This is a genomic window from Kineosporia sp. NBRC 101731 (genome assembly GCF_030269305.1).
In the GTDB taxonomy this organism is placed as follows: Bacteria; Actinomycetota; Actinomycetes; order Actinomycetales; family Kineosporiaceae; genus Kineosporia.
Window position 1 is genome coordinate 1 of record NZ_BSTC01000006.1, and the last position, 14,320, is coordinate 14,320.

Genomic DNA, 14,320 nt, shown 5'->3' on the forward strand with positions numbered 1-14,320 from the left:
GGAACTCCAGGAAGCGACCTATCTCCTGAACTACCGGCCCCGACAGGTCCTCGACTTCGCCAACCCCCTTGAAGTCTTCAACGACCTACTCCTCGCCGATGGTGCAACCACCACTTGACTCCAAGGGTTTGCTGGGGGGTCAGCCCAGGGACTGCATGAGGGGTGCCAGGTAGCTTCCGTTGCCCGGGGGCAGGTCGTCCCCGCGCACCATCAGGGTCGCCCGCATGATCTCGGTCAGGCCGTTCGCGGTCAGCCACGCGGACAACGCAGGGTCGGTCCTCACCAGGATGTCCAGGCGCACCGGTCCCGGGGCCGACCGCGCCAGATCGGCCACCAGGGCCCGGGCGACGGCAGTGTCGGGTGCCACCAACGGACCGATCGCCGTCCAGACGGTGTTGTCCCAGGCCGCCGCATAGCCGACGGCCCGGCCGGGCGTCGTCGTGCGCGACCCGGATCTGTTGCGCGAAGGCCGCAAGACGGTGCAGCAGAGCCGTACGGGAGTAGCCGACAGCCTCGGCATCCAGGGCCGTGACCTCCTCGTCCACCGACGTCACCCTGACCGTCGTCCCCTGGCGGGCGGGCGACCAGGGGCCCGCGTACGTCACCAGTTCGTCCACGGACCGGAAGCCGAGCTTCTCGTAGAGCGGCCGCCCCGCGGCCGTGGCGTGGAGAAAGACACTGTCCGCGGCGGGGACCGCCTTCAGCGCGTGCCGCATCAACGCGCCGCCGATGCCCTGCCCGCCCCGGCCGGGGGCGACCAGCAGCGTGCCCACGACCGCGACACCGCCGAACCGGGTGATCGCGACACAGCCGCACAGGGTCCCGTCCGCGTCCTGCCAGCCGCAACCGTCGCCGACCTCGAGCAGCAGACGCCACTTGTGCGCCTCGGCCGTCCAGCCGTGGGCGGTGGCCAGCGCCTGGCCGGCCGGGATGTCGGCGGGGGTGAGCGGGCGGATCACTGACGGGGGTTCAGCAGCTCCTGGAGGGCGTCCTCGCTCTCGGGCACCGTGATGAACATCAGTTCGTCACCGGCCTCGAGGGCGTCGTCCCGGCTCGGGGCGATGGGGCGCTCGCCGCGGATGATGCCGACCAGCACGGTGTCGTCGGGCCAGGCGATCTCGCCGACCGTGGTGCCGGCCAGGGGCGACGCGTCGGGCAGGGTGAGCTCGACCATCGCGGCCTGTCCCTGCTGGAACGTGAAGATCCGCACCAGCTCACCGATCGACACGGCCTCCTCGACCAGCGCCGTCATGATGCGCGGGGTGGACACGGCCACGTCGACGCCCCAGGCCTCGTCGAACATCCACTCGTTGGCCGGGGTGTTGACCCGGGCCACGGTGCGGGGCACGCCGTACTCGGTCTTCGACAGCAGCGAGACCACCAGGTTCGCCTTGTCGTCACCGCTGGCGGCCACCACCACGTCGCAGTCGGCCAGACCGGCGTCGGCCAGCGAGCTGATCTCGCAGGCGTCGGCGAGCAGCCACTCGGCCTCGGGGACGCTGGTGACCCGGATGGCGTTCGGGTCCTTGTCGATCAGCAGCACGCGGTGCCCGTTGGTGAGCAGTTCCCGCGCGATGGAGCGGCCGACGCTGCCGGCGCCGACGATGACGATCCGCATCAGTGCTCATCCTTCGAGGGCGGGGCGGCCATGCGCTGCTCCACCGAGGCCAGCTGGTCGTGGCGGAGCACGAAGTGCACCAGGTCGCCCTCCTGGAAAACAGTGTCGACGCCGGGCACGAGGCCCTCGCCGAGCCGGGTGAGGAAGGCCACGCGGGCCTGGGAGGCAGCCTCCAGCGCGAGCATCCGCCGGCCCACCCAGCCGGTGTGCACCTGCACCTCGGCGAGGATCACGGCCCCGGAGGGGTCGCGGAACTCGGAGATCGCGCCGGCCGGCAGCAGACGGCGGGCCATCTGGTCGGCGGTCCAGCGCACCGTGGCGACGGTGGGTATGCCCAGGCGCTGGTAGACCTCGGCGCGGCCCGGGTCGTAGATCCGGGCGACCACGTTGCTGATGCCGAACGTCTCGCGGGCCACCCGGGCCGCCAGGATGTTGGAGTTGTCACCGTTGCTGACGGCCGCGAACGCGTACGCGTCCTCGATGCCGGCCTCGGTCAGGGTGTCCCGGTCGAAACCCGGCCCGACCACGCGGCGGCCCTCGAAGTGCGGCCCCAGGCGGCGGAAGGCGTTCGCGTTCTGATCCACCACCGCGACGGTGTGGCCCCGGTCCTCGACCATCTGGGCCAGCGTCGAACCGGTCCGGCCGCAGCCCATGATCACGAAGTGCACGTTCGCCCGGCCCTCTCAGATGACCTTCGTCGTGGCCAGCCCACTCGGCGCTGCCCGCCAGCGAAGGTACACGGTCTCGCGCCCGGCTTCGCCCCAGGGCGGGTCAAGGCGGGTCAAGCCTGTGCGGCGGGACGCCAGAGGCGGCCCACCCGGTGACGCCCCGACCGCGAACAGGCCTACCATGACCCGTCGTGCCCAACTATCCCGGTGCCGTCAAACGGCTGCTCGTCGGGCGGCCGGTGCGCAGCGAACGTCTGGGCGAAACTCTTCTGCCCAAACGGATCGCGCTGCCGGTCTTCGCCTCCGACGCACTGTCGTCCGTCGCCTACGCACCGGACGAAATCCTGCTCACGCTCGCGGCCGCCGGGCTGACGTCCTACGCACTCTCGCCGTGGGTCGGGCTCTCCGTCGTCTTCGTCATGCTGATCGTGGTCGCCTCCTACCGGCAGAACGTGCACGCCTACCCCTCCGGCGGCGGCGACTACGAGGTGGCCACGGTCAACCTCGGCCCGATGGCGGGCATCACCGTGGCCAGCGCCCTGCTGGTCGACTACGTGCTCACCGTGGCCGTGTCGATCTCCTCCGGCGCCCAGTACGCCGCCTCGGCCCTGCCCTTCCTGCGCGGGCACGAGGCCCTCGTCGCGGTGGCCGTGGTCGTGCTGCTGACCACCATCAACCTGCGCGGGGTGAGGGAGTCCGGCACCGCGTTCGCGATCCCCACCTACGTGTTCATGTTCGCCATCCTCGGCATGAGCGCCTGGGGCTTCATCCGCTACTTCCTCGGTGACCTGCCCCTGGCCGAGAGCGCCGACCTGGTCCTGAAGCCCGAGACCCAGTTCGAGCAGGGCCTGGTCGGCCTGGGCGGCGGCTTCCTGCTGCTGCGCGCCTTCTCGTCCGGCTGCGCCGCGCTCACCGGGGTCGAGGCGATCAGCAACGGCGTGCCCGCGTTCAAGAAGCCCAAGAGCCGCAACGCCGCCAGCACGCTGGCCCTGCTCGGGGGCATCGCGGTGGCCATGCTGATGTCGACGATCGTCCTGGCCCGGCTGATGCACGTGCGGTTCGCCGAGTTCCCGGCCGAGCAGCTGTTCCGCGACGGCCGGTCGGTCGGCGAGGACTACGTGCAGGACCCGGTGATCGGGCAGATCGCGGGCGCGCTCTTCGGCGGTTTCCCGCCGGCCTTCTACCTGGTCACGTTCGCCACCGGCCTGATCCTCATCCTGGCCGCGAACACCGCCTTCAACGGCTTCCCGGTGCTCGGCTCGATCCTGGCCAAGGACGACCTGCTGCCGCGCCAGCTGCACACCCGCGGCGACCGGCTGGCCTACAGCAACGGCATCGTCGCGCTCGCGGTCGGCGCCTGCCTGCTCATCCTGGCCTTCGACGCACAGGTCACCCGGCTGATCCAGCTCTACATCGTGGGCGTCTTCATCTCCTTCACGGTCAGCCAGATCGGCATGGTGCGGCACTGGACCCGGCTGTTGCGGGAGGAGACCGAGACGGCCGCCCGGCGCAAGATGCAGCAGTCGCGTGTGATCAACACGATCGGCCTGACCATCACCGGCAGCGTGCTGGTGGTGGTGTTGATCACCAAATTCACCCGCGGCGCCTACCTGGCCCTGATCTTCATGGCCCTGCTCTTCGTGCTGATGATCGCGATCCGCCGGCACTACCGTTCGGTGAGCGTGGAACTGGCCGAGGAGGACGACGCCCGCGGCCGCATGCTGCCCTCCCGGGTGCACGCCATCGTGCTGGTCTCCAAGCTGCACAAGCCGACCATGCGGGCCCTGGCCTACGCCCGGGCCTCGCGGCCGTCGGTGCTGGAGGCGGTGACCGTCAACGTCGACGGGGACGAGACCCGGCGGCTGCAGGACGATTGGGAGCGCCGCGACATCCCGGTGCCACTGCGGGCCCTGGACTCGCCGTACCGTGAGATCACCCGGCCGGTGCTGAACTATGTGCGCAGCGTGCGCCGGGAGAGCCCGCGCGACCTGGTGGTCGTCTACGTGCCGGAGTACGTGGTCGGGCGCTGGTGGGAGCAGTTGCTGCACAACCAGAGCGCGCTGCGGCTGAAGGGCGGGCTGCACTTCATGCCCGGCGTGATCGTGGCCAGCGTGCCGTGGCAGCTGAGGTCGTCGCGGCACCGGCTGGGAGAACTGCGCCGGGGCGCACCCGGCGACGCGCGCCGGGGCGCGGTGCCGCCGCACGGGGAACCGCTTGAACCGAACACGAAGGAGCAGGATGCCTGAGGGCCCGACGGGGGACGGCGAACGCCGCCCCGCCACACCGGACACCACTCGGGACCAGAACGGTCCCGGACTGGTCACCGACGAGCTGATCCAGCTCGAGATCGGTCCGGTCGCCCACGGCGGCCACTGCGTGGCGCGCTACGACGGACGGGTGGTGTTCGTGCGCCACGCGCTACCTGGTGAGGTGGTGCTGGCCCGGCTGACCGAGTCCGCCGCCGACGCCAAGTTCTGGCGGGCCGACGCGGTCGAGGCGATCGAGCCCTCGCCCGACCGGGTGACGCCACCGTGCCCGGTGTCCGGGCCCGGTCTGTGCGGCGGCTGCGACTGGCAGCACGCCGACCTGGGCGCCCAGCGCCGGATGAAGGGTGACGTGGTCGCCGAGCAGCTGCGCCGCATCGCCAAGCTCGACCCGGCGCCCGCCGTGGTGGTCGAGGGGCCGGAGGGTGACGGTCTGGGCTGGCGCACCCGGGTGCGCTTCACCTCCGACACCGAGGGCCGTCCCGGCCTGCGCAAGCACCGCTCGCACGACGTGATCGCGGTCAAGGAGTGCCTGATCGCGCACCCGGCCGCCGCTGAGCTCGGCGTCACCGGCGCCCGCTGGCCGAACACCCTGGCCGTCGAGGTGATCGCCCCCACCACCGGCACTCCGCTGGTCGTGGCCGAGGCGGTCGCCGGGCGGGCCGGGGACAAGCTGCGCCTGCCGAAGCTACCGGCCGGCACCAACCTGGCCACCCGCGACGCCGAGGGCCTGCACCAGGTCAAGGGTCGTACCTGGGTCACCGAGGAGGTGCTGATCGGGGGCGAGGTACGCCCGTTCCGGGTCACCGGCACCGGCTTCTGGCAGGTACACCCGGCCGCCGCGCAGACCCTGCTCGATGCCGTGCTGGAGGCTGCCCAGGCCCAGCCCGGCGAGCGGACGCTGGACCTGTACGGCGGTGTCGGCCTGTTCGCCGCCGGGCTGGCCGAGCAGGTCGGTGTCACGGGCAGCGTGATCCTCGTGGAGGGCGACACCCGCGCCGCGTCCGACGCCCGCCGCGGACTGCACGACCTCGGGCAGGTGCGCGTGGAGGCCGGTTCGGTGTCCCGGGTGCTGCCCCGCCTGGCCGCCGAGGGTGGCCCCTTGGCGCCCGAGGGGGAGCAGGGGGCGCGTGGGGGCGCCGACGTCGTGGTGCTCGACCCGCCCCGGTCGGGTGCGGGCAAGGAAGTGATCGCCCAGATCGTGGCCCTGGCCCCGAGAGTGGTCGTCTACGTGGCCTGCGACCCGGCCGCGCTCGCCCGGGACCTGGCCACGGCCGCCGCTGCCGGGTACGAACTGCAGGGCATCCGGGCGTTCGACCTGTTCCCGATGACCCATCACGTGGAGTGCGTGGCCGTGCTGGTGCCGAAGGGTGGGCGTCCGGCAGCCAAGGACCTGCCGGTGGCGGTCGAGCGACCGGCGCGCCCGGGCCGTCCCGACCGACCGAACCGCCGCCCCGAACGACCGGGCCGGCGACCCGAGCGCCGGAGCTGACCGGCGTCCCCCATTTTTCGGTTCGAGAGGGAACGCGGAGCGCCTCGGCTCACGGGGGTGGCCGGGGTGGTCCGGAATGCTCCAGCGCGTCAACCTGCACCCAGGCCCTTGACGGGGCACTCTCGAGTTAGGCTCGGCTAACTATCTTGACGTCGAGATACTTTAGTATGGTTCCTGTGACACGACGATCTACGACGATCTAAGGAGTTCTCGTTGAGCAGTGACAGCCTCGACAGCTTTGGCGCCCGCGGCGAGCTCTCGGCCGGGGACGCGAGCTACGACATCTTCCGGCTCTCGGCCGTGCCCGGCGCCGCCGAGCTGCCGTTCAGCCTGAAGGTCCTGCTGGAGAACCTCCTGCGGACCGAGGACGGCGCGAACATCACCGCGGACCACATCCGGGCCCTGGCCGGCTGGGACCCGAAGGCGAACCCGGACACCGAGATCCAGTTCACCCCGGCCCGCGTGATCATGCAGGACTTCACCGGTGTGCCCTGCATCGTCGACCTGGCCACGATGCGTGAGGCTGTCGCCGATCTGGGCGGCGACCCGGCGAAGATCAACCCGCTGGCCCCGGCCGAGATGGTGATCGACCACTCGGTGATCGCCGACGTGTTCGGCCGCCCGGACGCGTTCGAGCGGAACGTCGACCTGGAGTACCAGCGCAACGGTGAGCGCTACCAGTTCCTGCGCTGGGGGCAGACCGCCTTCGACGACTTCAAGGTGGTGCCCCCGGGCACCGGAATCGTGCACCAGGTCAACATCGAGCACCTGGCCCGGGTCATCTTCGAACGCGACGGTATCGCCTACCCCGACACCTGCGTGGGCACCGACTCGCACACCACGATGGTCAACGGCATCGGTGTGCTGGGCTGGGGCGTGGGCGGGATCGAGGCCGAGGCCGCGATGCTGGGCCAGCCGGTGAGCATGCTGATCCCGCGCGTGGTCGGTTTCAAGCTGAGCGGCGAGATCCCGGCCGGCGTGACCGCCACCGACGTGGTGCTGACGATCACCGAGCAGCTGCGCAAGCACGGCGTGGTGGGCAAGTTCGTCGAGTTCTACGGCGAGGGTGTCGGCGCGGTGCCGCTGGCCAACCGGGCCACGATCGGCAACATGAGCCCCGAGTTCGGCTCCACCTGCGCGATCTTCCCGATCGACGAGGTCACGCTCGACTACCTGCGCCTGACCGGCCGCAGCGACCAGCAGGTGGCGCTGGTCGAGGCGTACACCAAGGAGCAGGGTCTGTGGCACGACCCGTCGACCGAGGCCAAGTACTCCGAGTACCTCGAGCTCGACCTGTCCACGGTGGTGCCCAGCATCGCCGGGCCGAAGCGCCCGCAGGACCGCATCGAGCTGTCGCACGCGAAGAAGTCTTTCCGCGGAACAATTCTCGACTACGTGAAGCAGGAGGGCCCGCAGGACGAGGCCCTGGAGGAGTCGTTCCCGGCCAGTGACTCGCCGACGGCCTCCGGGTCGAACGCGGCCGACGAGCCGAAGGCTCCGCACGAGTCGAACGGCCGCCCGCACCAGCGGGTTCCGATCACCATGGCCGACGGTACGAAGACCGAGCTGGACCACGGTCACGTGGCCATCGCGGCCATCACCTCCTGCACCAACACCTCGAACCCCTCGGTCATGGTGGCGGCCGCGCTGCTGGCGAAGAACGCCGTGGAGCGTGGTCTCTCGGTGAAGCCGTGGGTGAAGACCACGATGGCGCCGGGGTCCAAGGTGGTCATGGACTACTACGCCAAGGCCGGACTGACGCCGTACCTGGAGAAGCTCGGCTACCACCTGGTCGGCTACGGCTGCGTCACCTGCATCGGCAACTCGGGCCCGCTGCCCGAGGAGGTCTCGGCCGCGGTGCAGGAGAACGACCTGTCGGTGGTTTCGGTGCTCTCGGGCAACCGGAACTTCGAGGGCCGGATCAACCCGGACATCAAGATGAACTACCTGGCCTCACCGCCGCTGGTGATCGCGTACGCGCTGGCCGGCACCATGGACTGGGACCCGGCGACCGACCCGATCGGTACCGGCAGCAACGGTGAAGACGTGTTCATGGCCGACATCTGGCCGAGCGCGCAGGACGTTGCCTCGGTGGTCGAGAACTCCATCACCAAGGACATGTTCGTCGGTGACTACGCCGACGTGTTCGCCGGGGACGAGCGCTGGAAGTCGCTGCCCACGCCCGAGGGTGGAACGTTCGCCTGGGACTCCGAGTCGACCTACGTGCGTAAACCCCCGTACTTCGAGGGTATGCAGAGCACGCCCTCGCCGGTGACGGACATCGAGAACGCCCGCGTGCTGGCCAAACTGGGTGACTCGGTGACCACCGACCACATCAGCCCGGCCAGCTCGATCAAGGTGGACTCGCCCGCGGGCATCTACCTGGCCGAGCACGGTGTGGCCCGGAAGGACTTCAACTCCTACGGTTCCCGTCGCGGTAACCACGAGGTGATGATCCGCGGCACGTTCGCGAACATCCGGCTGCGCAACCAGCTCCTGGACGGCGTCGAGGGCGGCTTCACCCGGAACTTCCTGGCCGGTGGCGAGCAGACCACGATCTACGACGCGGCCCAGGCCTACGCGGCCGCCGGGGTGCCACTGGTCGTGCTGGCGGGCAAGGAGTACGGCTCGGGTTCCAGCCGGGACTGGGCCGCGAAGGGCACCAGCCTGCTGGGTGTCCGCGCCGTCATCACCGAGAGCTTCGAGCGCATCCACCGCTCGAACCTGATCGGCATGGGTGTTCTGCCGCTGCAGTTCCCGGCCGGGGAGAACGCCGATTCGCTGGGCCTGGACGGCACCGAGACCTTCGCGATCGCCGGGGTGACCGAGCTGAACAACGGCACCACCCCGTCCACCGTCAAGGTCACCGCCACCCGGGAGAACGGCTCCACGGTCGAGTTCGACGCGGTCGTGCGGATCGACACGCCCGGTGAGGCCGACTATTACCGCAACGGCGGCATCCTCCAGTACGTGCTGCGGTCGCTGGTGGCATAGGTCGTTCGTACGACGGTACGACCGTGCAGTAAGGTGCAGTAACATTCGGTAACGCAGAGCCACCGGGCCCGCCCGGGTTCCCTCCATGTGGGGGAACCCGGGCGGGCCCCGCGTGTTTTGGCCGCAAGTCCCGCGCCCGGACTGCCGATGTGGCGATCGCAGATGACTTCGAGCGATCAGTGGCTCTGGCGTTACCGACCTGTAATGACGCAGGCCACACCCGGCGCTGGCGCATCGGGGACCGACGTGCATATGTTGTGAGCGGCAACATATTCGCGTCAGTGCCGACGATGGGGTTCTGACGCGTGAGGAGTCGCCGTCGGGATCCCGCTGACCTGCGGGGTCCCCAACTAGTACCGGCAGAGTTGCCGGTGCGAAGGAGGACCACAGCACATGCGCAAGCACCTCTTTGCGGCCCTTTCGATCGGCGCCGCCGGCGCCCTGGCCCTCTCGGCCTGTGGCGGCGGTTCGTCGGACTCGTCGGGTTCGGGTGGTTCAGGCAGTGACAGCACCACCACCGCGGGCAAGGTCGGCGTGATCCTGCCCGATGCCGCGTCCTCGGCCCGCTACGAGAGCATCGACCGTCCCGCCCTCAAGGCCGCCTTCGAGAAGGCCGGTGTCGACTACGACATCCAGAACGCCGGCGGCGACAAGAACAAGTTCCAGTCCATCGCCGAGGGCATGCTCTCCAGCGGTGTGACGGTCCTGCTCATCGACAGCCTCGACGACGCCAGCGGCACCGCGGCGATCAAGAAGGCCACGGACGCAGGCGTTCCGGTGATCGATTACGACCGCCTCACGCTGGGCGGCGGCGCCTCGTACTACGTCTCGTTCGACAACGTCGCGGTCGGCACCGCCATGGGCACCGCCCTGGTCAAGTGCATGCAGGACAACGGCGACAAGACCGGCAACGTCGTCGAGCTCAACGGCGCACCGACCGACAACAACGCCACCCTGTTCAAGCAGGGCTACGACAAGGTCATCACCGACGCCGGTTACACGGTCACCGACTCGCAGGCGGTGCCGGACTGGGACAACCAGAAGGCCGGCACGCTCTTCGAGCAGATCTACACCCAGCAGAAGGGTGACTTCGTCGGCGTCGCGGCCGCCAACGACGGTCTCGCCGGTGCGGTCGTGGCCCGTCTGGACACCGCCGGTGAGGCCGGCAAGATCCCGGTCACCGGTCAGGACGCCACCGACGAGGGTCTGCAGCGCGTGCTGCTCGGCACGCAGTGCGTGACGATCTTCAAGGACATCAAGAACCAGGAGGCCGTCTCGGCCGCCGACCTCGCCGTGGCGCTGACCAAGGGTGACACCGCGGCCGCCGACGCCCTGGCCACCGGCACCACCAAGGACACCAAGCTCAACACCGACGTGAAGTCGGTGCTGCTGGTGCCCGAGGCGATCACCGCGGACAAGGTGATGGACGTGGTCTCGGCCGGTCAGACCACCGCCGAGAAGCTCTGCACCACCGATGAGCTGAAGAAGGCCTGCGAGGAGTACGGCGTCTCCTGACGTCTTCGGTTCCACGGGTTCCCGGGCCGGGTATCCGGCCCGGGACCCGCCTTCATCACCCGGCTGCGGCAGGAGCGAGCAGATGACAGAGAACACCCAGAACGCGGGCGGGGAGCCGATACTCAGCCTGCGGGGAATCAACAAGAGTTTCGGCGCGGTGCACGTGCTCAAGGATGTCGGCCTGGACGCCTGGGCGGGCAAGGTGACTGCGCTGGTGGGTGACAATGGTGCGGGCAAGTCCACCTTCGTCAAGGGCATTGCCGGCATTTACGCTTTTGACTCCGGTGAATACCGTTTCGAGGGGAAGACCGTGACGGTCAACCACCCGAAGCAGTCCGCGGCGCTGGGTATCGAGGTCGTTTACCAGGACCTCGCGCTGTGCGACAACCTTGACGTGGTGCAGAACATGTTCCTCGGCCGGGAGATGCGTTCAGGGCTCACCCTGAACGAGACGGCGATGGAGCGACGGGCCCAGGAGACCCTGGCCGGCCTGTCCGTGCGCACGCTGAAGTCGGTGCGGCAGAAGGTCTCCAGCCTCTCCGGAGGTCAGCGGCAGACCGTCGCGATCGCCAAGTCCGTGCTGTGGAACAGCAAGCTGGTGATCCTCGACGAGCCGACCGCGGCCCTCGGCGTGGCGCAGACCGAGCAGGTGCTGCAGCTGGTGCGCCGGCTGGCCGACAACGGTCTGGCCGTGATCCTGATCTCGCACAACATGAATGACGTGCTGCGCGTCGCCGACAGTGTCTGCGCCCTGTACCTGGGCCGCACCGCCGCCCAGGTCGACGCCAGGTCCACGAGCACCACCCAGATCGTCGAGCTCATCACATCCGGTCGCAGTGGCGACCTCGGGCTGCCGCCCGCGCTCGCCCAGGAGGCCGTCGCATGACCACCGGAACCGCAGTCCCGAGCCGGCCGTCCGCGCCCCGGCGGCCGGAGGACAGCATCGGCGGAACCGTCCAGGCGTACATCGACAAGCTTCGTGGCGGCGACGTCGGTTCTCTCCCGGCCATTCTCGGGTTCGTCGCGCTGGTGATCTTCTTCTCCGCGATGCGGCCCGACAGCTTCGCCTCCACCCGTAACGCCGCGAACCTGCTCAACCAGGCCGCCCCGGTCATCTTCATCGCGATGGGCCTGATCTTCGTCCTGCTGCTGGGCGAGATCGACCTGGCCGCCGGCTTCACCTCCGGCGTCGGCGCCGCCGTGCTCGTGGTGCTGATGACCAACCACGGCGTGGCCTGGCCGGTCGCCGTGCTCGCCTGCGTGGCCACCGGTCTGGTCATCGGCACCGTGATGGGCGCCCTGGTGGCCCAGCTCAGCATCCCCTCGTTCGTGGTCACCCTGGCCTTCTTCCTGGCCCTGCAGGGTGTGCTGCTGCTCGTGGTCGGTGAGGGCGGCACGATCAGCCTCACCAACGAGACCATCCTCGCGATCATGAACAAGAACCTCAGTCCGGCCCTGGGCTGGGTGCTCACCGTGCTCGTGGTCGGCGGGTACGCCGCGATCACGCTGTTCGGGTCCGTCTCCCGCCGCAAGGCCGACCTGCCCGTCATCAGCTCCTCGGTGATCGCGGCGAAGATCGGCGCGCTCGCGGTGATCATGGTCGCGGTGACGATCCTGTTCAACCAGGAACGGGCGGTGAACCCGGCGATCAAGTCGCTCAAGGGCCTGCCGCTGATCGTCCCGGTCACCCTGGTGTTCCTGCTGGTGCTGACCTTCCTGCTGGGCCGCACCGCGTTCGGCCGGCACGTCTACGCGGTCGGCGGCAACGCCGAGGCCGCCCGGCGCGCGGGTATCAACGTGCCGATGATCAAGATCGTCTGCTTCGCCATCGGCTCGATCCTCGCCGCCTTCGGCGGTGTGCTGTTCGCCTCGTACAACAACGGTGTCTCGCCCACCACCGGTGGTTCCTCGACGTTGCTGTACGCGGTCGGTGCCGCGGTCATCGGCGGTACCTCGCTGTTCGGCGGCAAGGGCCGGATCATCGACGCCATCCTCGGTGGCCTGGTGGTCGCGGTGATCCAGAACGGCCTTCCACTGATTACCCAGAAGTCTGGTATTCAGTTCATCGTGACCGGAGCCGTTCTTCTTCTCGCCGCCAGCGTCGATGCCCTGTCCCGACGGCGGTCAGCCGCGACCGGCAGGTGACGACGCGCCTTCCTGTCGGCCTGACGGGGGAGGCCCCGGACGTCCGTCGGCACAACCTGTCGCAGTTACTGCGGCTGCTGCACCTGGGCGGCCCGATGCGACGGGCCCGGCTCACCGACCTGACCGGGCTCAATCGCAGCACGGTGGCCGGGCTGGTGGCCGAGCTGGCCACCCTCGGCGCCGTGCTGGAGGAACCCGGCGACGGCCGCAAGAGCAAGGCCGGCCGGCCGTCCGCGGTGGTGCGTACCCGACCGGAGACGGTGCAGGTGCTGGCCGCGGACATCGCGATCGGCCGGGTCTCGATGGCCCTGATCGGTCTGGGCGGCGTGGTGATGGCCCGGCGCAGCCGGCAGTTCTCCGACGGATCCGCCCGGACGGTGGCCCGGCTGCTCGCCTCCCTGGCCCGCGAGCTGCTGTCCGGCCCCCGGGCGGGCCGGCACGTGCTCTCCCTGGGCGTCGCGGTGCCCGGGGTGGTGCGGGGGCAGGACGGCAACGTGAGGTTCGCGCCCAACCTCGGCTGGGCGGACCAGCCCCTGGGCGAACTGCTGGACGAGGCGCTCGCCGAGAAGGGTGTCGACGGCCTGCGGGTGGGCCTCGCCAACGACGGTGACCTGGGCGTGCTCGCCGAGCACCAGCGCGGGGTGGCCCGCGGTTACGACGACGTGGTGTTCGTCGAGGGGGAGACCGGTGTCGGGTGCGGCGTGATCAGCGGCGGCCTGCCGCTGGCCGGATCCGGCGGCTACGCCGGTGAGCTCGGCCACATCACGGTCCGGCGTGGTGGCCGGCGGTGTCGCTGCGGTGCGCGGGGGTGCTGGGAGACCGAGATCGGGGCCGGTTCGATGGCCCGCGCCCTGGGTCTGCGGGAGGACGCGGACGAGGGTGAGGTGGGGGTGCTGCTGCGCTCCGGGGGTGCGGCGCTGGCCTCCCGGCTGGACGAGGTGGCCGACTACCTCGGCATCGGCCTGGGCAATGTGGTGAACGTGTTCAACCCGCAGCTCGTCGTGCTCGGCGGTCTGCTGCAGGACCTCTATCCGCTGGTGGCGGACCGGGTGACCGATGTGCTCGGGGAGACCGCCCTGCGGGCACCGATGGAGCAGGTGCGGCTGGTGCTGCCCGAGCTCGGCCCCGACGCGGTGCTGCTCGGCGCGGGGGAGTACGCCTGGCAGGCGATCCTCGCCGACCCGGTGGCGGCCCTGTCATGAAACCCCGGCCCCCGGGCTGGCCGGACGCCGTGCGGCCCCCGGACACGGCCGACTGGGAGCAGACCGCCTCGGCCTGGCTGCTCGACCTGTGCCCCGCCGACTTCCGCGGTTACGGCGTGCTGCGCCGTCAGCCCCTCGGTCTGGCCTGGCTCGCCTACCAGCACGTGGGGGCGCAGCGGCAGGCCCTGGCCCGGGGGCTGGGCCGGATCCGCACCGACCTGGCTCGCGACCTCCCGCCGGCCGCGCTGGAAGACATGATCCAGGCCGTCGAGCACGAGCAGGCCCGGCTGATGTCGGCCTCGCGCGGCGTCGAGCTGATCGCGCGGGCGCTGCGCGGCGAGAGGTACATTCCGCGCCTGTGAGTGTTCTTATCAGTGCGGAGAGTAATCATGTGATCTCTCTGAATTACGAAAGTTTCGTGG

General features: G+C 70.0%; 11 protein-coding genes and 1 pseudogene. 8 read left to right on the forward strand and 4 right to left on the reverse strand.

What is annotated here, in order from left to right; all coding sequences use genetic code 11:
- Positions 1-139: 139 nt before the first annotated feature.
- The 4 genes and pseudogenes from QSK05_RS17875 to QSK05_RS17890 form a co-directional block, all read right to left on the reverse strand.
- Positions 140-520, reverse strand: a complete 381-nt coding sequence (locus tag QSK05_RS17875) for a GNAT family N-acetyltransferase (RefSeq protein ID WP_285598372.1) — start codon at positions 518-520, stop codon at positions 140-142.
- 145 nt (positions 521-665) lie between these two features.
- Positions 666-959, reverse strand: a pseudogene (locus QSK05_RS36390) (GNAT family N-acetyltransferase); the annotation flags it as partial.
- Positions 956-1,618, reverse strand: a complete 663-nt coding sequence (locus QSK05_RS17885) for a potassium channel family protein (protein WP_285598374.1) — start codon at positions 1,616-1,618, stop codon at positions 956-958. The pseudogene QSK05_RS36390 and the gene QSK05_RS17885, both read right to left, overlap by 4 nt.
- Positions 1,618-2,286, reverse strand: a complete 669-nt coding sequence (locus QSK05_RS17890; protein WP_285598375.1) for a potassium channel family protein — start codon at positions 2,284-2,286, stop codon at positions 1,618-1,620. The genes QSK05_RS17885 and QSK05_RS17890 overlap by 1 nt, the downstream gene beginning before the upstream one ends.
- 191 nt (positions 2,287-2,477) lie before the next feature.
- On the opposite strand from QSK05_RS17890, the gene QSK05_RS17895 reads away from it, so the two are divergent.
- From QSK05_RS17895 to QSK05_RS17930, 8 genes are all read left to right on the forward strand, one after another.
- Positions 2,478-4,532 carry an APC family permease gene (locus tag QSK05_RS17895; protein WP_285598376.1) on the forward strand — a complete coding sequence of 685 codons (2,055 nt, stop codon included), beginning with the start codon at positions 2,478-2,480 and terminating at the stop codon, positions 4,530-4,532.
- Positions 4,525-6,042, forward strand: coding sequence for a class I SAM-dependent RNA methyltransferase (locus QSK05_RS17900; protein ID WP_285598377.1), 1,518 nt, complete (start codon positions 4,525-4,527; stop codon positions 6,040-6,042). The genes QSK05_RS17895 and QSK05_RS17900 overlap by 8 nt, the downstream gene beginning before the upstream one ends.
- A 213-nt stretch (positions 6,043-6,255) precedes the next feature.
- Complete coding sequence (acnA, locus tag QSK05_RS17905) at positions 6,256-9,036, forward strand: aconitate hydratase AcnA (protein ID WP_285598378.1); 2,781 nt, start codon at positions 6,256-6,258, stop codon at positions 9,034-9,036.
- 393 nt (positions 9,037-9,429) lie between these two features.
- Entirely contained in the window at positions 9,430-10,551 is a 1,122-nt protein-coding gene (locus QSK05_RS17910; protein ID WP_285598379.1) for a sugar ABC transporter substrate-binding protein, read from the forward strand.
- Between the two features lie 82 nt (positions 10,552-10,633).
- Positions 10,634-11,437, forward strand: coding sequence for an ATP-binding cassette domain-containing protein (locus tag QSK05_RS17915; protein WP_285598380.1), 804 nt, complete (start codon positions 10,634-10,636; stop codon positions 11,435-11,437).
- The gene (locus tag QSK05_RS17920) at positions 11,434-12,696 is read left to right on the forward strand and encodes a sugar ABC transporter permease (protein ID WP_285598381.1); all 1,263 of its coding nucleotides are present in this window, start codon (positions 11,434-11,436) and stop codon (positions 12,694-12,696) included. The genes QSK05_RS17915 and QSK05_RS17920 overlap by 4 nt, the downstream gene beginning before the upstream one ends.
- A complete protein-coding gene (locus tag QSK05_RS17925; protein ID WP_285598382.1) occupies positions 12,693-13,898 on the forward strand; it encodes an ROK family protein in 1,206 nt (401 codons plus the stop codon). Before QSK05_RS17920 ends, QSK05_RS17925 begins: the two co-directional genes overlap by 4 nt.
- A complete protein-coding gene (locus QSK05_RS17930; protein ID WP_285598383.1) occupies positions 13,895-14,260 on the forward strand; it encodes a hypothetical protein in 366 nt (121 codons plus the stop codon). The genes QSK05_RS17925 and QSK05_RS17930 overlap by 4 nt, the downstream gene beginning before the upstream one ends.
- Positions 14,261-14,320 lie beyond the last annotated feature (60 nt).

Coding starts and splice junctions, on each gene's coding strand:
- QSK05_RS17900 (WP_285598377.1), top strand. CDS start 4,525: ATGCCTGAGGGCCCGACGGGGGACGGCGAACGCCGCCCCGCCACACCG.
- QSK05_RS17920 (WP_285598381.1), top strand. CDS start 11,434: ATGACCACCGGAACCGCAGTCCCGAGCCGGCCGTCCGCGCCCCGGCGG.
- QSK05_RS17875 (WP_285598372.1), bottom strand. CDS start 520: ATGCCGAGGCTGTCGGCTACTCCCGTACGGCTCTGCTGCACCGTCTTG.
- QSK05_RS17930 (WP_285598383.1), top strand. CDS start 13,895: ATGAAACCCCGGCCCCCGGGCTGGCCGGACGCCGTGCGGCCCCCGGAC.
- QSK05_RS17885 (WP_285598374.1), bottom strand. CDS start 1,618: ATGCGGATCGTCATCGTCGGCGCCGGCAGCGTCGGCCGCTCCATCGCG.
- QSK05_RS17910 (WP_285598379.1), top strand. CDS start 9,430: ATGCGCAAGCACCTCTTTGCGGCCCTTTCGATCGGCGCCGCCGGCGCC.
- QSK05_RS17915 (WP_285598380.1), top strand. CDS start 10,634: ATGACAGAGAACACCCAGAACGCGGGCGGGGAGCCGATACTCAGCCTG.